The following is a 22,664-nucleotide window of genomic DNA, read 5'->3' on the forward strand; positions in this document are numbered from 1 at the left end:
TCATGACATCGCCAAAGCTCGACCGCCGCCAGATGCTGAAGCTCGAGGCCGCCGCCATCGCGATGGCCGCCGCGGGCATGCCGGCGCCGGCGCTCGCCGCCAATCTCGTCACCGAGCGCGACACATCGGAATTGAAATGGGACAAGGCTGCCTGCCGCTTCTGCGGCACCGGCTGCTCCGTGATGGTCGCGACCAAGGACAACCGCGTCGTCGCCACCCATGGCGACATCAAGGCCGAGGTCAATCGCGGCCTCAACTGCGTCAAGGGCTACTTCCTCTCCAAGATCATGTACGGCCACGACCGCCTGATGCAGCCGATGCTGCGCAAGACAGGCGGCAAATACGACAAGAACGGCGACTTCACGCCCATCACCTGGACCGAAGCCTTCGACATCATGGAAGTGAAGTGGAAGGAGACGCTGAAGAAGCGCGGGCCGAACGGCCTCGCCATGTTCGGCTCCGGTCAGTGGACGATCTGGGAAGGTTATGCCGCCTCGAAGCTCTACAAGGCCGGCTTCCGCACCAACAACATCGATCCCAATGCGCGGCACTGCATGGCATCCGCCGTCGCCGGCATGATGCGCACCTTCGGCATCGACGAGCCGGCCGGTTGCTATGACGACATCGAGGCCACCGATGCCTTCGTGCTGTGGGGCTCCAACATGGCGGAGATGCACCCGATCCTGTGGACGCGCCTCGCCGACCGCCGGCTGTCCGCGCCGCATGTCCGCGTCGCCGTGCTCTCGACGTTCGAGCACCGCTCGTTCGACCTCGCCGACATCGGCATGATCTTCAAGCCGCAGACCGACCTCTACATCCTCAACGCGATCGCCCACCACATCATCAAGACCGGCCGGGTCAACAAGGACTTCGTTGCCGCACATACCATCTTCAGGCGCGGCCAGACCGACATCGGCTACGGCCTGCGGCCCGAGCATCCGCTGCAAAAGAAGGCGACGGGCGCGGCCAAGGCCAACGATTCCACCGAGATGAGCTACGACGAGTACGTGAAGTTCATTTCGGACTACACGCTGGAGAAGGCCGCCGAGATGTCCGGCGTGCCACTGAACCGGCTGGAGGCGCTCGCCGAGCTCTACGCCGATCCCAAGACCAAAGTGGTCTCGTTTTGGACCATGGGCTTCAACCAGCACACCCGCGGCGTCTGGTGCAACAACCTCGTCTACAACATCCATCTTCTGACCGGAAAGATCGCCTCGCCCGGCAACAGCCCGTTCTCGCTGACCGGTCAGCCCTCGGCCTGCGGCACCGCGCGCGAGGTCGGCACCTTCTCGCACCGCCTGCCCGCCGACATGGTCGTGACCAACAAGGAGCATCGCGACAAGGCCGAGCACCTCTGGCTGCTGCCCGAGGGCACCATTCCCGACAAGCCCGGCGCCCACGCCGTGCTGCAAAGCCGGATGCTGAAGGACGGCCTGATCAACGCCTATTGGGTGCAGGTCAACAACAACCTCCAGGCCGGTCCCAACGCCAATGAGGAGACCTATCCGGGCTTCCGCAATCCCGACAATTTCATCGTGGTCTCGGATGCCTATCCGTCGGTGACGGCACTCGCTGCCGATTTGATCCTGCCGACCGCGATGTGGGTGGAGAAGGAAGGCGCCTACGGCAATGCCGAGCGGCGCACGCAGTTCTGGCACCAGCTCGTCAAGGCGCCCGGCGAGGCCACGTCCGATCTCTGGCAGCTCATGGAATTCTCAAAGCGTTTCAAGATCGAGGAAGTCTGGCCGGAGGAACTGATCGCCAAGAAGCCGGAGGTTCGCGGCAAGACGCTGTTTGACGTGCTCTACCGGAACGGCCAGGTCGATAAATTCCCGACCTCCGAAATCGAGGACGGCTACGCCAACGAAGAATCCAAGGCATTCGGCTTCTACGTGCAGAAGGGGCTCTTTGAAGAATACGCCTCCTTCGGCCGCGGCCATGGCCATGACCTTGCGCCGTTCGAGAGCTATCACAAAGAGCGCGGCCTGCGCTGGCCCGTCGTCAACGGCCAAGAGACAAAGTGGCGTTTCCGTGAGGGCAGCGATCCCTACGTCAAGCAGGGCACCGACGTGCAGTTCTACGGCTATCCCGACGGCAAGGCGCGCATCTTCGCGCTGCCTTTCGAGCCCGCCGCGGAATCGCCCGACAACGACTATCCGTTCTGGCTCTCGACCGGCCGCGTGCTGGAGCACTGGCATTCCGGCACCATGACGCGCCGCGTGCCCGAGCTCTACAAGGCGTTCCCCGAGGCCGTCTGCTTCATGCATCCTGACGACGCATCGGAAGCGAAAATCCGGCGCGGCGACGAAGTGAAGGTGGAATCCCGCCGCGGCTTCATCCGCGCCCGCGTCGAGACGCGCGGCCGCGACCGGCCGCCGCGTGGCCTGGTGTTCGTGCCGTGGTTCGACGAATCCAAGCTGATCAACAAGGTGACGCTGGACGCTACTGATCCGATCTCGCTGCAGACCGACTACAAGAAATGCGCAGTGCGCATCGAGCGGGTGAACGTGTCATGATGAAACGATTTGCAATTGCGCTACTCGCATGCGCGATCGCTGCCGGCGCGAGCTCGCTGACCGCGCAGACGGTGACGTCAGGCCTGCGCGGCCCGACCCCGCTCAATGACGAGGGCCCGGCGCCGCCGATGCTGCCGAACCGCAACACTTCTGAAAAGGAGTCGCGCAACTATCCGGAGCAGCCGCCGGTGATCCCGCATACGATCGACGGCTACCAGATCGACCTCAACGGCAACAAATGCCTGTCCTGCCACGCGCGGTCGCGCACGGCCGAATCGCAGGCGCCGATGGTCTCGATCACGCATTTCATGGACCGCGACGGCCAGTTCCTGGCCTCGATCTCGCCGCGGCGCTTTTTCTGCACGGAATGCCACGTGCCTCAGAACACCGCGACGCCGCCCGTGAGCAACGATTTCACCGACATCGACACGCTGCTGTCGCGCGCAAGCCCCGGTGGCCGGCGATGACGACGACTGCTGACGAGCCCAAGGAGAAGCTGGAGGCCAAGCGCAGCTTTATCCTGCGAGCCTGGGATTTCGCGCGCGAGCTCTGGCAGGTGCTGATCCGGCCGAGCTCGGTGTTCGGGCTCGGCGTGCTGGTGCTGGCAGGCTTTGCGGCCGGCGTGATCTTCTGGGGCGGCTTCAACACCGCGCTGGAACTGACCAACACCGAAAAATTCTGCACCGGTTGTCACGAGATGCGCGAAAACGTCTTCGCCGAGCTGAAGTCGACCATCCACTTCACCAACCGCTCCGGCGTGCGGGCGACCTGCCCGGACTGCCACGTTCCGCACAACTGGACCGACAAGATCGCGCGCAAGATGCAGGCCTCCAAGGAGGTCTGGGGCAAGCTTTTCGGCACGATCGACACGCGGGAGAAATTCCAGGACCACCGCCTCGAGCTCGCCGCGCACGAATGGGCGCGGTTCAAGGCCAACGATTCGCTGGAATGCCGCAACTGCCACAGCGCCGATTCCATGGACATCACAAAACAGTCGCCACGGGCCTCGGTGGCGCACCAGCGCTTCCTGTTCACCAAGGAAAAGACCTGCATCGACTGCCACAAGGGCATCGCCCACCATCTGCCCGACATGCGCGGCGTCCCCGGCTGGCAGTAGGGGCGGCCGCGCCGCTTGAATGGGCGGGGCGAATGGTTAGTTTTGGGGATGGCGAATCGCTCCGTTTCGCCCCTTCCTCAAGACAGACATGGCCACATTCACCCCGCATCAGGACGCCGCGCTGAAAGCCGTTGGCGACTGGCTGAAAGCAAAACCCGGCCGGAACGGCACGCCGCCGGTGTTCCGGCTGTTCGGCTTTGCCGGCACCGGCAAGACCACGCTGGCGCGGCATATCGCCGACGGTGTCGACGGCGAGGTGAAATTTGCCGCCTTCACGGGCAAGGCCGCGCTGGTCATGCGCAACAAGGGTTGCGACGAGGCCTCCACGATCCATTCGCTGATCTACCGTGCGCGCGAATCCGGCGAGGAGCAGCCGAGTTTTGAATTGTGGGACGACGCGCCGGCCTCCAAGGCCAAGCTGATCGTGATCGACGAATGCTCGATGGTCGATGCCGAACTGGGCCGCGATCTGATGTCGTTCGACTGCCCGCTGCTGGTGCTGGGCGATCCCGCGCAGCTGCCGCCGATCCAGGGCGCGGGCTTCTTCACCAACACCGAGCCCGACGCGATGCTGACCGAAGTGCATCGCCAGGCCCAGGACGACCCGATCGTGCGGATGTCGATGGACGTGCGCGAGGGCCGCGAGCTCGACATCGGCCGCTACGGCGAGAGCGAGGTGGTGTCGCGCAAGGAGCTCGATCCCGATCGCGTCATGAGCGCCGACCAGGTTCTGGTCGGCCGCAACAACACGCGACGCGCTTACAACATGCGGGTGCGGCAGCGCCAGAACATCGAGGACGTCTTCCCGGTCGCCGGCGACAAGCTGGTGTGCCTGCGCAACAACCGCAAGAAGGGCCTGTTCAACGGCGGCCTGTGGCGCGTGAAGTCGCGCAACACCTCGCGCTCGAAATCGCGCATCCTCAGCATGCGGCTGTCGCCGGACGAGGATCTTGGCCACAAGATCACAAAAGTCTCCGTGCGCGCCGATTGCTTCGAGGGCGGCGTCGAGGCGATCGCCTGGGAGCAGCGCAAGCCCTATGACGAGTTCGACTACGGCTATGTGCTGACGGTGCACAAATCGCAGGGCTCGCAATGGGACGACGTCGTGCTGTTCGACGAGAGCTTTGCGTTCGGGGAGAGCCGGGCGCGGTGGCTGTACACGGGGATCACGCGGGCGGCGAAACGGTTGAGTATCGTGGTGTGACTGTAGGGTGGGTTAGCGTAGCGTAACCCACCTGTTTAATCTCCGCGGCGGCAGAAGTGGTGGGTTACGCCGAGCAGATGCGCTTCGCGCATCTGCAGGGCTAACCCACCCTACGGCACCGTCGTAGCCCTCACTTCCCCGCCACAAAATAAAAATCCTCTCTCCCCGGCGGCGAGCCGTATGAAAACGGCTGCTGCTCGTGCTTGGTCACGGACCAGACGTCGTCGCGGACGATGTCGAACAGTTTTCTGATCTCGACTTTGGGCGTCTTGATCTCGCGGGCGAGCGCGGTGGCGAACGGGCTGTCGGCGCCGCCATCGCCGTCCATCGCGGTCTCGCCGTGCTTGGCGGCATAGACCACCATGAAGCCGGTGCCGGGCTCGATGTTGGAAAAGCCCTTGTCCACCAGCTTGAGCGACAGCGTGCGCTGCATGGTCGGCGCGAACGGATTGTCGCGGCAGGCATCCAGCATCACCAGACGCACTTTACGTGCAGCGCCCACCGCTGCGATCACCTGCTCCAGCGCAACCGCTTGCGTCTCGGCGTCCCGGTCGGCGGCAAGCTTGGCGTCGACAGGGACGAGATAGTTCACGCCGCCGATCTCAAACCCGTGGCCGGCGTAATAGACCACCGCCCAGTCGGCCTTTTCCGCTTCGTCGGCAAAAGTCTTCAGCGCCTCGAAGAACTTGTCGCGGGTGAGGTCGCTGACCGAGATCACGGTCTGGAAACCGACATCGTGCAGCACGCTTGCGATCAGTTTCGCATCGCGCGGCGGATTGGGCAGTGCGTGCACGTTCTTGTAGGCGCCGTTGCCGATCACCAGCGCGACGCGGCGCCCCGTCGGCGCGCCCGCAGGCACTTGCGGCGTCAGCGCGGCGAGCCGCGCTTGCGCGATGGCACGGGCGCGCGCGACGTCGAGCTCGTCGAACCTCGTCAGCGAATAGGCCGCCGCGCGATAGTCGGCGCGGGCCTGGGCGAGATCCTTCCTCCGCTCGTAGAGCTGGCCGCGGCCGGAATGGGCGCGCACGCTGTTCGGGTTGAGCTGAAGGGCGGCGTTGTAGTCCTTCAGCGCTGCGTCGAGGTCGCCCTTCATCACGTAGACCTCGGCGCGATTGATGATCGCGAACCCGTTTTTCGGCTGCTTCTCGATCAGGCCATTGCAGTCAGCGAAGGCCTGGTCGAACTTGCCCATCAAGCCGTAGGTGATGCAGCGGTTGCTGACGATCTGCGGCGAAGTCGGGTCGATTTTCTCGGCTTCCGCGAAATCGGCGATCGCGCCGTCATAATCCTTGGTCAGCGTGCGCACGCGGGCTCGATTGGTCCAGCCGAACAGGAATTTGGGCGCATATTTGATCGACAGGTTGAAGTCGTCGAGCGCGCTTTGCAGGGCGTTCTGGCGCAGATAAATGGTGCCGCGGTTGTTATAGGGAGGACCGAAGGTCGGCCGCTTCTGGATGGCGAGATTGTAGTCGGCCATCGCCAAATCGTCCTGCCCCTTGCGCCCGCGGACGATGCCGCGTCCGTCGAGCGCCAAGACGTTGTCCGGGTCGAGGTCGAGGGCCGTCGAAAAGGCCTCCAGCGCCTTGTCGTTGTCGCGCTTGTTGAGCAGCGCATTCCCGTGCACCACGAGCGCCATCACCTTGTCCTTGCCGGTGAGACGGTCCGCGTTGAGCAGGTTCTCGCAGGCCTGTATCCGCGCCTGCGTCTCTGCCCGTCCGTCGCGGCAGGTGGCAAGGTCGTCGCCGGGTTGGGGGTCGGCCATGGCGATCCTGGCGCAGGCGGCCAGGGCGATGAGGGTCAGGAAAACGACGCGCAGCATTTTGTCAGGTCAGCTCCAGCCACCACATTTTTAAGTCGATCGACGATCGCGCGGGTTCATCTCTCGTTTTGAGCATGATCTTTGCGGAAAACCGCTTCACACGTTTCGCTAACGCGCCCTTCGGGTCCGGATCATGCTCTTAGCGCGGAGTTCCTGATCCCGCCAAGCCGGCCCAGCATGCGGCATTTTTCACAGACTGGTGTCCGTCCCGGCGTAACAATCTGCGGGTGCGCCCGTATCTCAAATGATGCGAAAACGCCGCCGGCAGGCTGTTCGCCCGGCGCCAACCGACCTAGACTATCCCACCTTCCGGAAAGAGGCTCTGCCATGCGCCGTCCCGCCCTCCTGACCCTGCTCGCCGCGACCACCGCCCTGACGCTGGCCTTTGCCGTGCCGTCCCGGGCCGCCGAAGATGCGGTCGTCATTCCCACGCCGACCATGGACGCGACGCCGGCGAGCGGTATCCAGACCGCCGTCATCGCCGGCGGCTGCTTCTGGGGCGTGCAGGGCGTGTTCCAGCACACCGCGGGCGTCGTCAATGCGGTCTCCGGCTATGCCGGCGGCACCAAGGCGACCGCCGACTACCAGACCGTCTCGGGCGGCCGGACCGGCCACGCGGAAGCGGTCGAGATCAAGTACGACCCGAAGAAGATCTCTTACGGCAAGATCCTCCAGATCTACTTCTCGGTCGCGCACGACCCGACCCAGCTCAACCGCCAGGGGCCGGACAGCGGCACGCAATATCGCTCGGCGATCTTCACCACCTCGGACGAGCAGAAGAAGGTGGCGGATGCCTATATCGCCCAGCTCAACGCCGCCAAGGTGTACGGCAAGCCGATCGTGACCAAGGTCGGCGCGCTGGACGCCTTCTATCCGGCGGAGGCCTATCACCAGGACTATCTGACGCTGCATCCGAACCAGCCCTACATCGCCTATAACGACCTCCCCAAGGTCGAGAACCTGAAAAAGCTGTTCGCGGATAACTATATTGAAAAGCCGACGCTGGTGAGTGCCAGCAAGGCCACCAACTGATCGCGAGATCGCACAAAGCAAGATCACTCAAGAAACGGGAGACCCATGCCCGACACCAAGACGAAAACCACCAACGACCAAACCACTGACGACAAGGTCGTCAAGAGCGAAGAGCAGTGGCGCAGCGAGCTGTCGCCGATGCAGTACGCGGTGCTGCGCGAGAAGGCGACCGAGCGTCCCTTCTCCGGTGAGTATGAGCACGACCACCGCGCCGGCACCTACGTCTGCGCCGGCTGCGGCAACGTGCTGTTCGAATCCGATGCCAAGTTCGATTCCGGCTGCGGCTGGCCGAGCTTCACCCAGCCCGCCGTCGATAGCCATGTCGACGAGGAGCGGGACGTCAGCCACGGCATGCTCCGCACCGAGGTGCTCTGCTCCAAATGCAGCGGCCATCTCGGCCATGTCTTCCCCGACGGTCCGGGGCCGACCGGCCTGCGCTACTGCATCAATTCGGCTTCGCTGAAGCTCGAGCCAAAATAACGTTGCGCCGCCGGGTTCCACCATGGAACCCGGCGGCGCGATGTGCTTTTCTTGTCTGGCGGTGCGGTCGATCGTCGTTTTCGCGACGGCCGCCAGGGAGGATGCCATGGGTCTTGGGACCATCCTGATCATCCTGGTGATCATCTATCTGCTGGGCGGCATGTCCGGGCGGATCGGCGGCTATGGCTACGGCATGGGCCATTCCGGCATGGGGATCGGCGGCCTCGTGCTGGTGGTGCTGATCGTGCTGCTGCTGCTTGGCAAACTATAAACCATCCAAGATATTGAAATTACTTGATTTATAGCCCTTGCGGGGCTGCCATGCGCGGATTCATCATCTCCCATCGCGGGGGTCGCAATTTTGTCAAAACAGCCTATATTGGTGGACGAAAGTGATGCGCGGCGGGCCCACCCGATTGTGGCCTCCGCACTCCCAAACCCCACGCGCTTAAAGCCCCAGACAAGATCACGAGGTCTTTGACCATGCGTCCACTGCGTCCGTTCAACTTCTCCACCTCCGCCGAGCTCTTCCCCGCTGCGATCCGCAAGAAGAAGCGCGCCGGCTTCACGTATCGCCGGTTCGGCACTGCGGCCGAAGCCGTGCAGTTCGCGATGGAGCAGTTGCCGACGGATTCGCTGAACGGCGCCTATCTTCAGGTCGAGGAAGCCCGCTTCGACCAGAACGGCATTCGCTCGCTCTATGAGAGCGAAGCCTTCCCGCTCGAGCGCCACCGCAAGCCCGAGCCGGTCGCCGAGACCGACGCCGACGCGGCGTAAGCTTTTTCGCCAAGTCTCTGATGTGCGCTGAAAGCGCGACGGCCGAAAGGTCGTCGCGCTTTTTGCGTTTTTGGGGCGGTGCTCTCTCTTCCCCCTCTCCCCGTTCTTACGGAGAGGGTTGGGGTGAGGGGCTCTACCCGCGAGGACATTGAGAATTGGACTCGCGGAGACTCCCCCTCACCCGCCACGCTTCGCGTGTCGGCCTCTCCCCGCACGCGGGGAGAGGCGAAGAAAGAAGCATTCGTTTCTAGACGCGAGGCTGCTTGTCGAGCCAGCGGCGCAGGAGCCGCACATTGCGCATGTTGGCGCGGAACATGACGTCGAAGGCGTCGCCCGCGAACGGCACGATGCCGACCACGCCGTCGACCGCGACATTGCCGAGCATGCGCGCGGTGATGTACCAGGGCGCGCCGAGCGCGCGCGCCTCGCGCACCAGCCACAGCGAGATCGCAGTGGTGATGATGTCGCCGACGATGGGGATCAGCCCGATCAGGCCATCGATGCCGTAGCGGATATTGGTGCCGGGCAGGACGAAGGCGACATCGAGCAGTTTTGCGATTGCCTCGATCCGCGCGATCCGCTGCTCCCGCGTGAGATTGGCGAACGGATTGCCGGTAAACTGACCGTCTTTGCCGAAGTCGAAGCGAAACTCCTGAAGTCCCTCCTTCAACGTTTCGGAGCGGATCTCATGCCCTTCTTGGTCAATGATCGGCCCGCGCGCGGTGTCCGAAAAGGGCGCGCGCGAGCGGTCCCCGGAACGGGGCCGGCGCGGAGCAAGTATATCGTCGTCAGACATGGTCATGGCCTTGAGAGAACGCACCAGCGCCGTGGAGGTTGCTGACCCGCGCCCGAAGGTCGCGCAGTCAGGTCGAGGACGCCGCGGCTTGCGGCTCCTCGATATATCTATGCACGAACCAGGACGAAATCGCCGCCGGCACGAAGCCGACGAGGCCATACAGGATGAACTGCACCGCGCCCGAATCCGGCCCGCGCGAGCTGTAGGTCAGCGACGCCAGGGCGAAGGCGAACAGCCCGACCAGCAGCATCCGCAAGCCCGGGCCGACCCGCCTGATATGGATCAGGATGTCATCGACCGCGCCGATCATCAGCGAGGGCAGGAAGCCGAACAGATAGCTGTATTGCAGGGACTTGAAGAACACCACGAACAGCTTGCCGACCTCGCCGAGGTTGGTCTGGGCCCAATAGCCGGACTGATAGGTCGTCGTCAGCAGCAGCAGGAACCCGCCGACGAACGGACCAACCAGCGCAAACACCAGATAGCGTTTCATCAAAACCCCTCACCTATCCGCCCTTTTATAGCAGTGCGGCGGGAAGCTTGGATAGCGGGGTTCCCGGCCGCCCGAAGGGGGAACAAGTGGCAAGGCGACGAGTTTTGACAGGACTTTGAAATCACCCGTCATCAATTGGAGTCGTGTCGATGTTCCGCAAATCCGTACTCTCCGCGACACTCGTCCTCGCAACCCTGACCGGTGCATCGATGACGCCGGTTCTCGCGCAAGGCCATATGGGAACGTCGCAGGAGCAGAACGCCTGCTCGCGCGATGCGTCGCGGCTGTGCCGCAAGGATCTCGGCAACGACGGCGCGGTGCAAGGCTGCCTGCAAGCCAACCGCGCAAAACTGTCGAGGTCTTGCAGCAAGGTGTTCGCGAGCCATGGAATGTAAGATCCACTGGAATGCAAGATCCACATGTGAGTGCGGAGGCGCATTGTGCGTGACGTACGCGCAACAATTGCGAATTCATTCGCGCCGCCCATTGCAGCTGTTTGACAATGGCGCATACTTCACTCGGGCGGCGCAGCACTTTTCGATTCGAACATCATGAAATCGAGCGACCACATGCGGGATTGAGATCCCGGCGTGAAGGCTGAGACATGCGGCAGTTCAAGCCGCGTGCGGCGCCCCAAAACCAAGTGGTTCAATCCACGGAACTCGGGGACGCATTTCGCATGACACGCTATCAGACCATCGCTTCGCTGTTTAAGACCACCGCTTCGCTGTTGGCCTTCGCCACCGCCGCCATCGCACTCCAGACAACGCCCGGCCTCGCCTTCTCGTCCGAAGCGCAGCAGATGTGCTCGGGCGATGCGATGCGGCTGTGCTCCAGTGAAATCCCCGACATCCCCCGGATCAGGGCCTGTATGGTGCAGAAGAAGGCGCAGGTCAGCCCCGGCTGCCGCGCCGTGATGGACCGCGAGGCGGCCGCCGCCACAACATCGCGCAAGCGGGAAGCGACGGCGCAATAACCAGCGGATCGCCTGCGAAACCCTGGTCCGAGGGAAACATTGGCGATGTCCGACATTGATCCGCTTCGACAATCATCGGAGCGGAACATGACTTTACGGACACTTGAAACCCTGGTCGCGCTTGCCGTGATCGGCTTCGCTGTGCCGGCACTGGCGCAAGGCGCAGGAGGCGCGGGCGGAGCTGGTGCCGGTGCTGGCGGCACCGGAGGCACGGGCGCGGCGGCCGCGGGTTCGACAGGCGCTTATGGAGCCGGTGCCTATGGCGCCGGCGGTTACGGCGCGCCGAGCACGGGGTCTTTCAGCGGAGCCAACGTCCTCGCGCGGCCGACCAACTCCGGAACGACCGAGAGCACGGGCAGCACGACCGGAACGGCGGGCGGCGTGGCCTCCACGCCGAAGAAGGCGACAAACTATTTCGTCCCCTCCGATCCGTCGCTCAGCGGCCCGAGCCCGACGGCGGCCGCTCAGAAAAGCTCGGCCGTCAACGGCTCGAATACGGCACCGGGCGCGAACCAGTCGTCCGGCACAGTAAGTGGGGCAGGTGCCGGCGTCGGCCACTCCGCCAACGGACAAGCGATCGGCAGCTCCGGCTCGGGCCTTGGCTCGCCCGAACATCCGATCGGTTCGGATTCAAAATAGCGGGCCTAAAGCGCGATCCGGTCAGGACCAATCGTCATCGCGCTTCAGCTTATTGCTTGAGCATGATCTTTTCGGAGAACCGCTGCGCAGTTTTCCGAATCATGCTCAGTCGCCCCACTGCGCGAACGCGTCGTTGAAGGCGCGTTCGCCGGGGGCGCCCTTCTCGATCGCGATGATGGCGCGGCGCTGGTTGGTGTAGACCATCGGCATGTCGAACCAGGAGCGCTCTTTCAGCAGCTGGATGTTGCGGGAGCGATCCGCGTCGACATTCGACAATCCGACCAGGAAGAGGGTCGAGATGCCGGTCGGGCCCTTCAGCGGATCCGTCACCTTCGAATCCGTGACCTTGACGGCATATCCCGCAAGCGGCGTGCCGCGGGCCTGCTCGTTCGATTTCATCAGGACGCCTGGCACATTGGCGATGCCGCCGCCCGCGAAATCCGTGGGAACGGTGAAGTTCAATTCGATGGTGTGGCTCGCCGGCAGCGATGCATCGGTGTTGCGCACGAACGACATCGTCATCTTGAACTTGCGGTCGGGAATCTCGATGTCGGCGCGCACGGCGACGTCGGCCTTCTGGGTGCCCGAGGCCTTGATCGGCTCGAGCCGCCACACCACCGATCCGACATATTGCTTGCCCTTCGGATCGGCCGGATCCTCGTCATAGAGCACGACCTTCTGCGCCACCGGCGCGACCGGCTGGTCGCTCGCCGAGGGCTGGCCGACGCGATCGGGGATCTTGGGCTTGCTCTGCGGTTGCGACGAATCCTTCGGCGCCTCCGCCACCTGGGTCGGCGAGGGCTTGAACAGATTGGTCGCGGTCTGCACGATCGACTTGCCGGCGATCAGGCCAATTCCGATCAGAACCATCACGATGCCGATGGCGATCGCGCTCTTGAACGGAAAAGCGGAGCCACGCGTGCGCTTCTTGGCATTGCGGTCGAGGACGGGAATGTGCGGGCGCCCCGACGGCGGCCGCGGCGCATAGCGCTCGGCCTCCTCGATCGACTCGTCATAGGAATAGGGCGCCTCGCCCTCGCCAACGCGATTTTCCAGGCTCGGCTCGAGCCGGTCGAATTCCGGCGAGGGCGAGGGCACGTTGGCATAGGTGCGGCGCGCGGCGCGGTTGGCCTGCGCGGCGGCGCCGCCGAGATCGTTGGCATCGGCCGTGATGTCGCGGAAGCCGCGTACACCCGGGGCCGGCGGCGGCGCCGACGGCGGTCCGGCGTCCGCCGGACGGCGCGGACCTGCGCGATCGCGTCCAGCCGGAGGAGGAGCCGGCGGCTCAGGCATCGGCGGTGCGGACGGACCGCCCTGGCGCGGCGCGTCGAAACGCGGCGCGCGCGGCGGACGCTGGGCATCGCCCTGATCATCGACGTTGAAGGACGGGCGGTCGGCACGCGGCGGCGGCGGCGCCGGACGGGTGCGGGGCGGACCAGCCGGAGGCGCAGCAGCCGTCGGGTTACCCTCGGCGGCACGGGTGCTGGCCCGGCGGAACGCATCGCCGCTGCCACTGGGGCGAGCACCGCCACCGGGACGCGAGGCCTCGCGAGCGCGCTGGGCGGCCTCGGATTCGACCTTGCGGACGGCCTCTTCCAGCGACAGCCGTTCGCGGGTGATCTCGGATTCGGAGAGCGGCGGCTGAACACTGCGAAGCTGCGCGATCAGCGCCGTGCGCGCCCGCTCATAGAGCGCGCGACGGCTTTCGCCGGGAGCGCTGGGGTCCAGGGCGGCAATAGCGCGGGCGATCAGCGGATAGTAATCAGCCATTTCTACTCAATGATACGCGCGTCCCGGTAAGACATCGTTAAGCCTCAAACGGATTTTGCACCAGGATAGTATCCTCGCGTTCGGGGCTGGTGGAAAGCAGCGCCACCGGGCACCCCACCAATTCCTCGATCCGGCGGACATATTTGATGGCCTGGGCCGGCAGCTGCGCCCACGACCGGGCGTTGGCGGTCGGCTCCTTCCAGCCCTCGATGGTCTCGTAGATCGGCTCGACCCGAGCCTGGGCGCCCTCGCCGGCCGGGAAATAATCGATCTCCTTGCCGTCGAGCTTGTAGCCGACGCAGACCTCGATCTCATCGAAGCCGTCGAGAATGTCGAGTTTCGTCAGCGCCAAACCGGTGATGCCGCACGTGCGGACGGTCTGTCGTACCAGCACGGCGTCGAACCAGCCGCAGCGGCGCTTGCGTCCGGTATTGACCCCGAACTCGCGGCCGCGGCGGCCGATCTCCTCGCCGATCTCGTTCAGGAGTTCGGTCGGGAACGGGCCCTGGCCGACCCGGGTCGTGTAGGCCTTGCAGATGCCAAGCACATAGCCGACCGCGCCCGGGCCCATGCCGGTGCCGGTCGCCGCCTGCGCTGCCACCGTGTTGGACGAGGTAACGTAGGGATAGGTGCCGTGGTCGACGTCGAGCAGCGCGCCCTGCGCGCCTTCGAACAGGATGCGCTTGCCGGCGCGACGCTCCTGGTCGAGCAGACGCCACACGGTCTCGGCATAGGGCAGCAGCTGCGGCGCTAGCGCGCTCAGCTCCTTCAGGATGTCCTTGCCGTCGAACTCCGGCAAATTGAGGCCGCGGCGCAGCGCGTTGTGGTGAGCAAGCAGCCGGTCGATCTTGTGCGGCAGGGTGTCGAGATCGGCGAGGTCCATCAGGCGGATGGCACGGCGGCCGACCTTGTCCTCATAGGCGGGTCCAATGCCGCGACGGGTGGTGCCGATCGCGGTCGCCGAGTTGGAGGACTCGCGAAGCGCATCGAGCTCGCGATGCAACGGCAGGATCAGGGTGACGTTCTCGGCGACGCGCAGATTCTCCGGGCTAATCGCCACGCCCTGCCCGCGCAGCTTGGCGACCTCGTCGAGGAAGGCCTGCGCATCGAACACCACGCCGTTGCCGATGACGGCCAGCTTCGACGGGCGCAGCACGCCCGAGGGCAGCAGCGCGAGCTTGTAGGTCTCGCCATTGATGACCAGCGTATGGCCGGCGTTATGGCCGCCCTGGAAGCGCGCGACGATGTCCGCCTGCTCCGACAACCAGTCGACGATCTTGCCCTTCCCTTCGTCGCCCCATTGGGCGCCGACGACGACAACGTTGGCCATTCGCGGGTAATCCTCTGAAGATTTTAGATGCGCCAGCCCAGCTGGCGGCCGGAGCCGTTCGCATGCGAGGCAGCCAACCGGATAACGGAAGCAGCCTCTCTAGGCAAGCAAGAACGGGGCTTTTTCGAGGTCCGCAAGGCACCCCAAGCCTTTGATATCCCCTTAAAATCTTGCAACCTTCGGGGCCTGCGGGCAGCCCGATTGACACGCATCAACCGCTCCGGCCCGCAATTGCGGCAAGGGATAGCTGTCACCTCAGCAGCTTACCCCCCACTGGCCTCAAGGCCCTCCATTTTCGGACATGCCGTGACCAAGCCACCCAACAGCCAGGCGAGCCAATTCTGGCGCCTGTCCGCCGATACATTCGGCACCCAGCTCGGCTGCTCCCTGCAGGGCCTGAGCGCACGTGAAGCCGCCGAACGCCTCGACCGTTTCGGGCCAAACAGCGACGCGCCGCCGCGGATCGAAGGGGCGGCGCGCGCGATCCTGCGCCGGCTGCTGGAGCCGCTGTCGCTGATCCTGCTGGTCGCCGGCATCGTCTCGATGCTGACCGGCGACGACATCGGCGGGCTCATCATCGTGCTGATTCTCGCACTATCGATCGGGCTCGACACCGTCCAGGAAGGCCACGCGGTCCGCGCTGCCGAGATCCTGCGCCGCTCGGTGGCGCTCAAGGCCGAGGTCCGGCGCGACGGCGCCTTCCGCGAGATCGACGTGGATAAGGTCGTTCCCGGCGATCTCCTGCGCGTTCGCGCCGGCGACATCATCCCCGCGGACGCACTGGTGCTGGAGAGCACCGCCTTCACCGCGGGCGAAGCGGCGCTCACCGGCGAACCCTATCCGGTGCAGAAGCGTGCCGGTGCCGCCGCTTCCCCCGACGACACATCGAATGCGCTGTTCCGCGGCGCCGTGGCGCAGACCGGCGAGGCGATCGCGCTGGTGGTCAGGACCGGCCGCGACACCGTGTTCGGCGCGGCGGCCTCTGCGCTTGCCGAAACGCAGGCGCCCTCCCCGTTCGAGCGGGACTTGCGCGAATTCGGGCTCGTGGTCGCACGCGCCACGCTCGCGCTGGTGCTGGTCGTGCTCACCGTCCGCGTCGTGTTCGGCCGCGAGGTGCTCGATTCGCTGCTGTTCGCGGTCGCGCTCGCGGTCGGACTGACGCCGGAGCTACTACCGATGATCACCACGGTGACGCTGTCGCGCGGCGCGCTGCGCATGGCCGGCCGCAAGGTGATCGTGAAGCGCCTCGCCGCGATCCACGATCTCGGCGCCATGACGGTCCTGTGCACAGACAAGACGGGTACGCTGACCTCGGCCGAGATCACGCTCGCTGGGAGCGTCAATGCCGAGGGCAAGGACGATGCCCGCGCCGCGCAGCTCGGGGCCATCGCAGCCTCGCTCGGCGGCGACCGCGGCGCGCTCGATGCCGCGCTCGTCGCCGACCGGCCGGACGCCGCGCAAGGCTGGACCCTGGCCGGGCGGCAGGCGTTCGACTTCTCGCGCCGGCTCGGATCGGTGCTCGCGACCAGCCCCGAAGGCACGCGGCTGATCGTCAAGGGCGCGCCGGAAACCGTGCTCCCATTGTGTACGACGGACGAGCGCGCACGCGATGCTGCGCTGGCACGGGTGCGCGAGCGCGCCGGCGATGGCCTGCGCACCATCGCGATTGCCTCGCGGGTGTGGACCGGCGCGCTGCGCGAGGTCGAGACCGATGACGAGACCGATCTCGTCTTCGAAGGTTTTTGCGCCTTCGCCGATCCGCCGAAGCCGACGGCCGCGGCCGCCATTGCGCGGCTCGCCGCAAGCGGCGTGGCACTGAAGATCCTGTCGGGCGACGATCCCGTGGTGGTGAAGCGGCTTGCGGGCCTGGTGGGGCTGACCCCCGAGCGCGTGCTGTCGGGCGCCGATGTTGCCGCGCTCAGCGACGAGGCGCTCGCCGTGCAGGTGCGCTCCACCGATGCGTTCGGACGACTCGCGCCGGACCAGAAGTCGCGCATCGTGAAGGCGCTTCAGGCCGGCGGCGAGGTGGTCGGTTTCCTCGGCGACGGCATCAACGACGCACCGGCCTTGAAAGTGGCCGATGTCGGATTGTCGGTCGACGGCGCGACCGGCGTGGCGCAGGCCGCCGCCGACATGATCCTGCTCGCCTCCGATCTCGAAGTCGTCGCCGACGGCGTCGAGGAAGGACGGCGCACCTTCGCCAACATCCTGAAATATGTCCGCATGGGCGCAAGCTCGAATTTCGGCAACATGCTGTCGATGGCGGCCGCCTCGCTCGCGCTGCCGTTCCTGCCGATGCTGCCGACGCAGATCCTGCTCAACAATCTGCTCTACGATCTCTCCGAGCTCGGCATTCCCTTCGACCGCGTCTCGGCGCAGGCAACGTCGCAGCCGCAGGTGTGGAGCATGTCGCGCCTGGTGCGTTTCGCCGCGATCATGGGACCGCTGTCGTCGGTGTTCGACGCCCTGACCTTCCTTGCGCTGCTGTATCTGTTCAAGGCTTCGCCGGAGGAATTCCGCACCGCCTGGTTCGTCGAATCCATGGCGACGCAGATCCTCGTGATCTTTATCATCCGCACCAATGGACGGCCGTGGCGCAACTGGCCCGATCCCGCGCTCGCGGTGTCCTCGCTGACCGCGCTGCTGGTCGCGATGGTGCTGCCGTTCACACCACTGGGAGCCTGGTTCGGCTTCGTCGCTCCACCAGCGATCGTGATGGCCGCCATCGCGCTGCTCGTCGTCGTCTATCTCGCCTGCGCCGAACTGTTGAAGCCGCTTGCGATCCGCAGCGGGCGCAAGGATTGAAGGTTCCCGCCGTGTCGTCCCGCGCATGGAGGCGATGCGCCTCGCCCCATTGATATCAGGCAGATTTCCGTGTCTCTGGGCGGCGCCGGGCTATGAGCCGGCCCTGATATCGCAGGGCCGGGGCCCAGGCGTATGACGCGGGGCCATTACAATCACAATGTCCGCCACCGGCCAGACCACGAGCACAGATACATCCGGTCACAACTGGATCGCCAACCAGCCTTATGTTCTGCTCAGCATCACCGCGCTGTGCTGGGCCGGCAACGCCATCGTCGGGCGGCTTGCCGCCGGCCATATCCCACCGGTGACGCTGTCGTTCCTGCGCTGGTCGTTCGCGTTCCTGCTGGTGCTGCCGTTCGCCTGGAAACACCTTGCGCAGGACTGGCCCGCGATCCGCAGCAAGCTCGGCCTGATGGTGACGCTCTCGATCATCGGAATCGGCGCCTTCAACACCCTGCAATATTGGGCACTGGAGCATACCCAAGCGCTCAACACGCTGCTGTTGCAGTCGGCCGCGCCGCTGATCGTGGCGCTGTGGTCGCTGGCCATCCTCGGCATCCGCCTCACCGCGGCGCAGGCCTTCGGCGTATTGCTCTCAATGTGCGGCGTGCTGATCATCCTGCTGCACGGCGATCTCACCACGCTGTCGAACATCGACTTCAACAAGGGCGACCTCATCTTCATCGTCGCGCTGATCTTCTTCGCGCTCTATTCGGTGCTGAGCCTGAAGCGGCCGGCGATGCACGGCCTGTCGTTCCTCGCCTTCACCTTCGGCGCCGGCGCTGCCTGTCTCATCCCGCTCGAAATCTGGGAGTTGTATGCACGCCCGGTGATGAAGCTTGATGTGCCGAACCTGCTCACCTTGTTCTATGTCGCCGTGTTCCCGTCCACGCTCGCCTATCTCTGCTTCAATCGGGGCGTGCGCCTGATCGGCGCCAATCGCGCCGCACCGTTCTTCCACGTCGTGCCTGTGTTCGGCTCGATCATGGCGATGGTGTTCCTGGGTGAAAACCCGCAAGCCTTCCATTTCCTCGGGTTTGCGCTGGTGCTGGCGGGGGTGTTCGCGGCGTCGAGGAAACAGGCGAGCTAGGCTCAAGTCCCGGCCTCGGGCGTGTACTGATAAACCTGGGACGCCATTTGACCTGCGCTATGCCACTGATAGCGGCGCGAAATCGGAATGTCGCAGGACTTCCGCGTTGGGCCGGAAGCCGACGTTCACTCCTTTCAGGATTGTGGGCGATCAGGAAACGACCACCAAGCTTCTCTTAAGTCGCCTTGATCATTCCCTTATGGTACCGGCTTTCTTTTCACCGGATAGCGTGACAAAGGTACCGGTTTTGAGGCAGGCTAAGCGGGCGGCCTCGCATCGTGAAGACATGCTCGGATTGGAGTTGTTCTTCATACGGCATGAATCGGCACGGTGAGAGCAACTCACAGCAGGCCGCTGACCTTTGAGCCGCTCTTGTCGTTTGCTGCAATCGCCCATGATGCAGCCTTTGCCGCCGTTGATCTTCTTGTCGTACCCTGCGCTGTGGTCGCCAACGTACTTATAGTCGAACGCGGCTGCGTACTTGCTGCTGAAGATGAGCGCCAAACTGATGAGTGCTGAAGCGGTTAGATGACATTTCACGGTCACGTACTCCAACTCCAAGCAACGTAAGCAGGTGGAGCGCAGCACCGCAAGCGGCACGTCTGCTATGGGTCGTCATAGGCAGTCGATGCCGACCGAGCGGGACGACTTCCGCTTAACCCTCGGAAGCTGACGTTTACGAGTACACCCCCTAGTCCCGCTCATTGCGGCGTCTTCCACGATCAGGCGTTACCTGACGGGCTCATCCACACGATTTCCCAAACGTAGCCGTCTGGGTCTTCAACGTGGCGGTTATACATGAAACCGAGATCCTGTGCCGGGTTGGGATCGGCTCGCCCGCCCGCCGCCGACGCGCGGGTCAGCGTTGCATCGACGGCGTCACGGTCGTCGACGGTAAGGGCGATCAAAGCCTGACTGTCGCGTCGTGCATCTCCAATCGGACGTTTGGTGAATTCGCGATATTGATCGTGTGTCAGCAACATCACGCCGATGGTGTCCGCGAACATGAGCGAGGTCGAATTTTCGCCCGAAAACTGCGGATTCACCGTACCGCCCAGCGCCACGTAAAACGCCGTCGAGGCGACGAGATCGCGCACGGGCAGGTTCAACAAAATCATCTTGGACATCGTTTTCCTTCTCTTCCGTGGCGGAATGCCACGCTGCTGCTACGTTCTGCTTATGAATATCTCGCCGGCTTCATCTGTTGTGGCGCTCCGCCATCAGCTCTTAACCGGATCAATGGGTCATGAACCTAGATGTAGCGCGCCGCGCCCATGCAGACGGCGGTGATGGCGAGCAGAGCGGCGGCCACGCGCTGAGCCATCGCGATGCGCGAACGCGCGTCCGCCGGCTCGCTTGTGCCACGACGCAGCTTCAACAACGCCCGGGGGCCGGTCGCGGCCTGAACCGCGGCTGCGACCAATGCGCAGACCGCACCAACCGCAAGTACCTGCTCGGCTGTACCGAAGCCGCCGGCGTGAGCGAGATGACCGAGATAGGCTCCGGTCAGGACCGCGATCGTCGCTGCCCCAAGTTGCGGAAAAACGAGCTGCTCTCCACCGGCTCCGCCGGTCCGCGCCAGCGCAAAGCTTGATCCGGCCCAGAACACGGATGACAAGACATGAAGCGACAGGGCGATCACGAGGGCAGTCTGCATGGCAAGCTCCAAACCCAGCCTTTAATTTGATATACAATATGTATATTCAATACGTCAAGAGAATGGCAACGGCATGCCTAAGCGCAGCTATGTGAGTTCGGTCCGGGCCTCGGCGTCGACGGAGACGCGCGAACGCATCATTGCGGCCGGCGCCCGGCTGTTGCGGAAGGATGCGGCCATCGCGAATTTCTCGCTCGACGTGGTGGCCAAGGCAGCCGGCGTGACGCGGCTGACCGTCTACAACCAGTTCGGATCGCGGCGCGGATTGCTGGAGGCCGTTTTCGACGACATCGCACGTCGGGGCGGGTTGTTCGATCTGGCCGAGGTGATGGCGATGGCCGATCCCCGCGCCGCGCTCGACCGCGTCATTGAGACCTTCTGCACTTTCTGGGGGCACGATCCCGCCGTCGGCGGGCTCAACCAGGCGATCGCAACCGATCCCGAATTCGGCGAGGCACTGATCGAACGCAACGAGCGGCGGCGCGCGCTGCTGATGGAGCTGGTCGGGCGCATCGTAGAGAAGCGCGCGGCAAAGCCGGCCTTGCAGGACACGGTCGATCTGATCTTCGTGCTGACCAGCTATCAGACGTTTGCGGCGCTGCGCCCGCGGCGCTCGCCGGAGGAGGTCTGCCGCTTGCTGCAGGCGACTTGCCATTCCGTCGTCGATGCCCTGGACGAACGCGAAAGCGCGCCGCGCAAGACGTGAGTGTTGCCGCCGTCAACTCAGCTTGAACTTGCTGTAGGCCTCGCTGGTGGCGATGATGACGTGCTCGGCGCAGCCATTGACACGATGCGGATCGGCCTGCGACTCGTAGGCCTCCGACGTCATCATGTCGAGAAAAGCAGCGACGGTGGGATAGTAGACCAGCGCGACAAAGTCCCAGTCGTTGCCCGCGTGCGGGCCGAGTGCGACCGTCTTGCCCTCGCCGGTCCAGAGCAGCGTGCCGCCGCGTGCCCTGATCATGGGCACCGTGATCGCGCTGTAACGCAAGTAAGCGTCCCAACCCGTTCCATCGCCGTCGCGCGAGCGTGCGTGGAAACGCATCAGGTTCAGCATCACGACAGGCGCGTTCCGGTCGAGACCATTCAGGCCTTCGATGTTCAACATATTAACCGCCAACGGCACCTCCTCAGGTCATGCCTGCATTGTAGCATTGCGGCGGCGTGACTTGTGTCACGACGGCAATCCGGCGCAAGGTCGTATCTGACGCCAATGACGATTGCTTCGCCCGCGCCAAAGGCCTCCAGTCCGGCCAGCTGGCTCAACAACCAGCCTTATCTGCTGCTCAGCCTGAGCTCGCTGTTCTGGGCGGCCAATATCGTGCTCGCGCGCCATGTCGGCGCGCATGTGCCGCCGCTGACGGTGACCACGATCCGCTGGTTCGGCGTGTTCCTGATCCTGCTGCCGTTCTCCTGGCCACATCTGAAGCGCGACTGGCCGGCTCTGCGCAACAGCCTGCCCTTGATGCTGTTCCTGTCGCTGGTGGGTTTCGCCTTCAACAACGCGATCTCCTACTGGGCGCTGCAATACACGGAGGCGCTGAACGCGCTGCTGATCCAGTCGGCCGGACCGTTGTTCGTGGCGCTGTGGTCGCTGGTGCTGTTCGGCGTGCGGCTGACGGGCGGACAGCTCGCCGGCATCGGGATCTCGCTTCTCGGCGTGCTCATCATCATCCTGCGCGGCGATCTCGCGACGCTCGCGAGCATCAGCTTCAACAGGGGCGACCTCATGTTCGCCTCCTCGCTGGTGGCGTTCGGAATCTACTCCGCCTTCATTCCGCGCCGGCCAAAAGTTCATCAACTCTCCTTCCTCTCCTTCACCACCTGCTGTGGCGCGATCATGCTGCTGCCCACCGCAATCTGGGAAGCCCTCAGCGGCCGCGTGCTGCAATTCGATACGGTGACGCTGGCGACGCTCGGCTACATCCTGATCTTCCCCTCGACGCTCGCCTATCTCTTCTTCAATCGCGGCGTGGCGCTGATCGGTCCGAACCGGGCCGCACCGTTTTTCCATCTGGTGCCGGTGTTCGGCTCGGCGATGGCGATCCTACTGCTCGGCGAAAAGCTGCAGCCGTTTCATTTGATCGGCTACGCGCTGGTGCTCGCCGGCGTCGTGATCGCCGCGCGCCGGGGGTCTGCGGTGAAGTAATTCCGCGGCGCGGA

At 64.5% G+C, this 22,664-nt stretch carries 24 protein-coding genes; 15 read left to right on the forward strand and 9 right to left on the reverse strand.

Annotated elements, in window-relative coordinates; genetic code table 11:
- The first annotated feature begins 2 nt into the window (after positions 1-2).
- From napA to IVB29_RS30370, 4 genes are all read left to right on the forward strand, one after another.
- On the forward strand, positions 3-2,516 hold the full coding sequence (napA, locus tag IVB29_RS30355; RefSeq protein ID WP_247507092.1) for a nitrate reductase catalytic subunit NapA: 2,514 nt from the start codon (positions 3-5) through the stop codon (positions 2,514-2,516).
- On the forward strand, positions 2,513-2,983 hold the full coding sequence (locus tag IVB29_RS30360; protein ID WP_247507093.1) for a nitrate reductase cytochrome c-type subunit: 471 nt from the start codon (positions 2,513-2,515) through the stop codon (positions 2,981-2,983). The genes napA and IVB29_RS30360 overlap by 4 nt, the downstream gene beginning before the upstream one ends.
- Positions 2,980-3,633, forward strand: a complete 654-nt coding sequence (locus IVB29_RS30365; RefSeq protein ID WP_247507094.1) for a NapC/NirT family cytochrome c — start codon at positions 2,980-2,982, stop codon at positions 3,631-3,633. Before IVB29_RS30360 ends, IVB29_RS30365 begins: the two co-directional genes overlap by 4 nt.
- An 88-nt stretch (positions 3,634-3,721) precedes the next feature.
- The gene (locus IVB29_RS30370; protein WP_247507095.1) at positions 3,722-4,837 is read left to right on the forward strand and encodes an ATP-dependent RecD-like DNA helicase; all 1,116 of its coding nucleotides are present in this window, start codon (positions 3,722-3,724) and stop codon (positions 4,835-4,837) included.
- A gap of 130 nt (positions 4,838-4,967) precedes the next feature.
- On the opposite strand, the gene IVB29_RS30375 is transcribed toward IVB29_RS30370, so the two are convergent.
- Positions 4,968-6,656: a caspase family protein gene (locus IVB29_RS30375; protein ID WP_247507096.1), complete on the reverse strand. Its 1,689-nt coding sequence runs from the start codon at positions 6,654-6,656 to the stop codon at positions 4,968-4,970.
- Between the two features lie 327 nt (positions 6,657-6,983).
- Between IVB29_RS30375 and msrA the strand changes: the two genes are divergently transcribed.
- The 4 genes from msrA (at position 6,984) to IVB29_RS30395 (ending at position 8,945) form a co-directional block, all read left to right on the forward strand.
- On the forward strand, positions 6,984-7,688 hold the full coding sequence (gene msrA, locus IVB29_RS30380) for a peptide-methionine (S)-S-oxide reductase MsrA (protein ID WP_247507097.1): 705 nt from the start codon (positions 6,984-6,986) through the stop codon (positions 7,686-7,688).
- A 45-nt stretch (positions 7,689-7,733) separates the two neighbouring features.
- Complete coding sequence (gene msrB / locus IVB29_RS30385; RefSeq protein ID WP_247507098.1) at positions 7,734-8,168, forward strand: peptide-methionine (R)-S-oxide reductase MsrB; 435 nt, start codon at positions 7,734-7,736, stop codon at positions 8,166-8,168.
- A gap of 106 nt (positions 8,169-8,274) precedes the next feature.
- The gene (locus IVB29_RS30390; protein ID WP_129275289.1) at positions 8,275-8,439 is read left to right on the forward strand and encodes a DUF3309 family protein; all 165 of its coding nucleotides are present in this window, start codon (positions 8,275-8,277) and stop codon (positions 8,437-8,439) included.
- A 212-nt stretch (positions 8,440-8,651) separates the two neighbouring features.
- Complete coding sequence (locus tag IVB29_RS30395) at positions 8,652-8,945, forward strand: hypothetical protein (protein ID WP_247507099.1); 294 nt, start codon at positions 8,652-8,654, stop codon at positions 8,943-8,945.
- A 247-nt stretch (positions 8,946-9,192) separates the two neighbouring features.
- Here the strand turns inward: IVB29_RS30395 and IVB29_RS30400 are convergent, their stop codons facing one another.
- Both IVB29_RS30400 and IVB29_RS30405 read right to left on the reverse strand, forming a co-directional pair.
- On the reverse strand, positions 9,193-9,747 hold the full coding sequence (locus IVB29_RS30400; RefSeq protein WP_247507100.1) for a DUF4112 domain-containing protein: 555 nt from the start codon (positions 9,745-9,747) through the stop codon (positions 9,193-9,195).
- Positions 9,748-9,808: 61 nt separating this feature from the next.
- Complete coding sequence (locus IVB29_RS30405) at positions 9,809-10,234, reverse strand: DUF5413 family protein (protein WP_247507101.1); 426 nt, start codon at positions 10,232-10,234, stop codon at positions 9,809-9,811.
- Positions 10,235-10,383: 149 nt separating this feature from the next.
- On the opposite strand from IVB29_RS30405, the gene IVB29_RS30410 reads away from it, so the two are divergent.
- From IVB29_RS30410 to IVB29_RS30420, 3 genes are all read left to right on the forward strand, one after another.
- Entirely contained in the window at positions 10,384-10,629 is a 246-nt protein-coding gene (locus tag IVB29_RS30410) for a hypothetical protein (RefSeq protein ID WP_247507102.1), read from the forward strand.
- Positions 10,630-10,913: 284 nt separating this feature from the next.
- Positions 10,914-11,210 carry a hypothetical protein gene (locus IVB29_RS30415; RefSeq protein WP_346731315.1) on the forward strand — a complete coding sequence of 99 codons (297 nt, stop codon included), beginning with the start codon at positions 10,914-10,916 and terminating at the stop codon, positions 11,208-11,210.
- Between the two features lie 87 nt (positions 11,211-11,297).
- Positions 11,298-11,849, forward strand: coding sequence for a hypothetical protein (locus tag IVB29_RS30420; protein ID WP_247507103.1), 552 nt, complete (start codon positions 11,298-11,300; stop codon positions 11,847-11,849).
- Between the two features lie 105 nt (positions 11,850-11,954).
- Here the strand turns inward: IVB29_RS30420 and IVB29_RS30425 are convergent, their stop codons facing one another.
- Together IVB29_RS30425 and IVB29_RS30430 are read right to left on the reverse strand one after the other, a co-directional pair.
- Positions 11,955-13,619, reverse strand: a complete 1,665-nt coding sequence (locus IVB29_RS30425) for a hypothetical protein (RefSeq protein WP_247507104.1) — start codon at positions 13,617-13,619, stop codon at positions 11,955-11,957.
- Between the two features lie 37 nt (positions 13,620-13,656).
- Complete coding sequence (locus tag IVB29_RS30430) at positions 13,657-14,949, reverse strand: adenylosuccinate synthase (RefSeq protein WP_247507105.1); 1,293 nt, start codon at positions 14,947-14,949, stop codon at positions 13,657-13,659.
- A 306-nt stretch (positions 14,950-15,255) separates the two neighbouring features.
- Between IVB29_RS30430 and mgtA the strand changes: the two genes are divergently transcribed.
- A complete protein-coding gene (gene mgtA, locus IVB29_RS30435; protein ID WP_247507106.1) occupies positions 15,256-17,754 on the forward strand; it encodes a magnesium-translocating P-type ATPase in 2,499 nt (832 codons plus the stop codon).
- Between the two features lie 157 nt (positions 17,755-17,911).
- The gene (locus tag IVB29_RS30440) at positions 17,912-18,844 is read left to right on the forward strand and encodes a DMT family transporter (RefSeq protein ID WP_247507107.1); all 933 of its coding nucleotides are present in this window, start codon (positions 17,912-17,914) and stop codon (positions 18,842-18,844) included.
- Positions 18,845-19,033: 189 nt separating this feature from the next.
- Here the strand turns inward: IVB29_RS30440 and IVB29_RS30445 are convergent, their stop codons facing one another.
- The 3 genes from IVB29_RS30445 to IVB29_RS30455 form a co-directional block, all read right to left on the reverse strand.
- Positions 19,034-19,390 (reverse strand): hypothetical protein, encoded by a 357-nt coding sequence (locus tag IVB29_RS30445; RefSeq protein ID WP_247507108.1) that lies wholly within the window; start codon positions 19,388-19,390, stop codon positions 19,034-19,036.
- Positions 19,391-19,566: 176 nt separating this feature from the next.
- Entirely contained in the window at positions 19,567-19,971 is a 405-nt protein-coding gene (locus IVB29_RS30450; RefSeq protein WP_247507109.1) for a VOC family protein, read from the reverse strand.
- Between the two features lie 125 nt (positions 19,972-20,096).
- Positions 20,097-20,501 (reverse strand): hypothetical protein, encoded by a 405-nt coding sequence (locus tag IVB29_RS30455; RefSeq protein ID WP_247507110.1) that lies wholly within the window; start codon positions 20,499-20,501, stop codon positions 20,097-20,099.
- Positions 20,502-20,574: 73 nt separating this feature from the next.
- Between IVB29_RS30455 and IVB29_RS30460 the strand changes: the two genes are divergently transcribed.
- A complete protein-coding gene (locus IVB29_RS30460; protein ID WP_247507111.1) occupies positions 20,575-21,207 on the forward strand; it encodes a TetR/AcrR family transcriptional regulator in 633 nt (210 codons plus the stop codon).
- Positions 21,208-21,219: 12 nt separating this feature from the next.
- Here IVB29_RS30460 and IVB29_RS30465 read toward each other — a convergent pair whose 3' ends face one another.
- Positions 21,220-21,609, reverse strand: coding sequence for a DUF1330 domain-containing protein (locus IVB29_RS30465; protein WP_247507112.1), 390 nt, complete (start codon positions 21,607-21,609; stop codon positions 21,220-21,222).
- Positions 21,610-21,714: 105 nt separating this feature from the next.
- Between IVB29_RS30465 and IVB29_RS30470 the strand changes: the two genes are divergently transcribed.
- Positions 21,715-22,650 carry a DMT family transporter gene (locus tag IVB29_RS30470; RefSeq protein WP_247507113.1) on the forward strand — a complete coding sequence of 312 codons (936 nt, stop codon included), beginning with the start codon at positions 21,715-21,717 and terminating at the stop codon, positions 22,648-22,650.
- Positions 22,651-22,664: the final 14 nt, after the last annotated feature.

It is taken from the genome of Bradyrhizobium sp. 1 (genome assembly GCF_023073315.1).
In the GTDB taxonomy this organism is placed as follows: Bacteria; Pseudomonadota; Alphaproteobacteria; order Rhizobiales; family Xanthobacteraceae; genus Bradyrhizobium.

What these genes read in the sequence shown, in the direction of transcription:
- napA (WP_247507092.1), top strand. Translation starts at nt 3, where the DNA reads ATGACATCGCCAAAGCTCGACCGCCGCCAGATGCTGAAGCTCGAGGCC.
- IVB29_RS30360 (WP_247507093.1), top strand. Translation starts at nt 2,513, where the DNA reads ATGATGAAACGATTTGCAATTGCGCTACTCGCATGCGCGATCGCTGCC.
- IVB29_RS30365 (WP_247507094.1), top strand. Translation starts at nt 2,980, where the DNA reads ATGACGACGACTGCTGACGAGCCCAAGGAGAAGCTGGAGGCCAAGCGC.
- IVB29_RS30370 (WP_247507095.1), top strand. Translation starts at nt 3,722, where the DNA reads ATGGCCACATTCACCCCGCATCAGGACGCCGCGCTGAAAGCCGTTGGC.
- IVB29_RS30375 (WP_247507096.1), bottom strand. Translation starts at nt 6,656, where the DNA reads ATGCTGCGCGTCGTTTTCCTGACCCTCATCGCCCTGGCCGCCTGCGCC.
- msrA (WP_247507097.1), top strand. Translation starts at nt 6,984, where the DNA reads ATGCGCCGTCCCGCCCTCCTGACCCTGCTCGCCGCGACCACCGCCCTG.
- msrB (WP_247507098.1), top strand. Translation starts at nt 7,734, where the DNA reads ATGCCCGACACCAAGACGAAAACCACCAACGACCAAACCACTGACGAC.
- IVB29_RS30390 (WP_129275289.1), top strand. Translation starts at nt 8,275, where the DNA reads ATGGGTCTTGGGACCATCCTGATCATCCTGGTGATCATCTATCTGCTG.
- IVB29_RS30395 (WP_247507099.1), top strand. Translation starts at nt 8,652, where the DNA reads ATGCGTCCACTGCGTCCGTTCAACTTCTCCACCTCCGCCGAGCTCTTC.
- IVB29_RS30400 (WP_247507100.1), bottom strand. Translation starts at nt 9,747, where the DNA reads ATGACCATGTCTGACGACGATATACTTGCTCCGCGCCGGCCCCGTTCC.
- IVB29_RS30405 (WP_247507101.1), bottom strand. Translation starts at nt 10,234, where the DNA reads ATGAAACGCTATCTGGTGTTTGCGCTGGTTGGTCCGTTCGTCGGCGGG.
- IVB29_RS30410 (WP_247507102.1), top strand. Translation starts at nt 10,384, where the DNA reads ATGTTCCGCAAATCCGTACTCTCCGCGACACTCGTCCTCGCAACCCTG.
- IVB29_RS30415 (WP_346731315.1), top strand. Translation starts at nt 10,914, where the DNA reads ATGACACGCTATCAGACCATCGCTTCGCTGTTTAAGACCACCGCTTCG.
- IVB29_RS30420 (WP_247507103.1), top strand. Translation starts at nt 11,298, where the DNA reads ATGACTTTACGGACACTTGAAACCCTGGTCGCGCTTGCCGTGATCGGC.
- IVB29_RS30425 (WP_247507104.1), bottom strand. Translation starts at nt 13,619, where the DNA reads ATGGCTGATTACTATCCGCTGATCGCCCGCGCTATTGCCGCCCTGGAC.
- IVB29_RS30430 (WP_247507105.1), bottom strand. Translation starts at nt 14,949, where the DNA reads ATGGCCAACGTTGTCGTCGTCGGCGCCCAATGGGGCGACGAAGGGAAG.
- IVB29_RS30440 (WP_247507107.1), top strand. Translation starts at nt 17,912, where the DNA reads ATGTCCGCCACCGGCCAGACCACGAGCACAGATACATCCGGTCACAAC.
- IVB29_RS30450 (WP_247507109.1), bottom strand. Translation starts at nt 19,971, where the DNA reads ATGTCCAAGATGATTTTGTTGAACCTGCCCGTGCGCGATCTCGTCGCC.
- IVB29_RS30455 (WP_247507110.1), bottom strand. Translation starts at nt 20,501, where the DNA reads ATGCAGACTGCCCTCGTGATCGCCCTGTCGCTTCATGTCTTGTCATCC.
- IVB29_RS30460 (WP_247507111.1), top strand. Translation starts at nt 20,575, where the DNA reads ATGCCTAAGCGCAGCTATGTGAGTTCGGTCCGGGCCTCGGCGTCGACG.
- IVB29_RS30465 (WP_247507112.1), bottom strand. Translation starts at nt 21,609, where the DNA reads ATGTTGAACATCGAAGGCCTGAATGGTCTCGACCGGAACGCGCCTGTC.
- IVB29_RS30470 (WP_247507113.1), top strand. Translation starts at nt 21,715, where the DNA reads ATGACGATTGCTTCGCCCGCGCCAAAGGCCTCCAGTCCGGCCAGCTGG.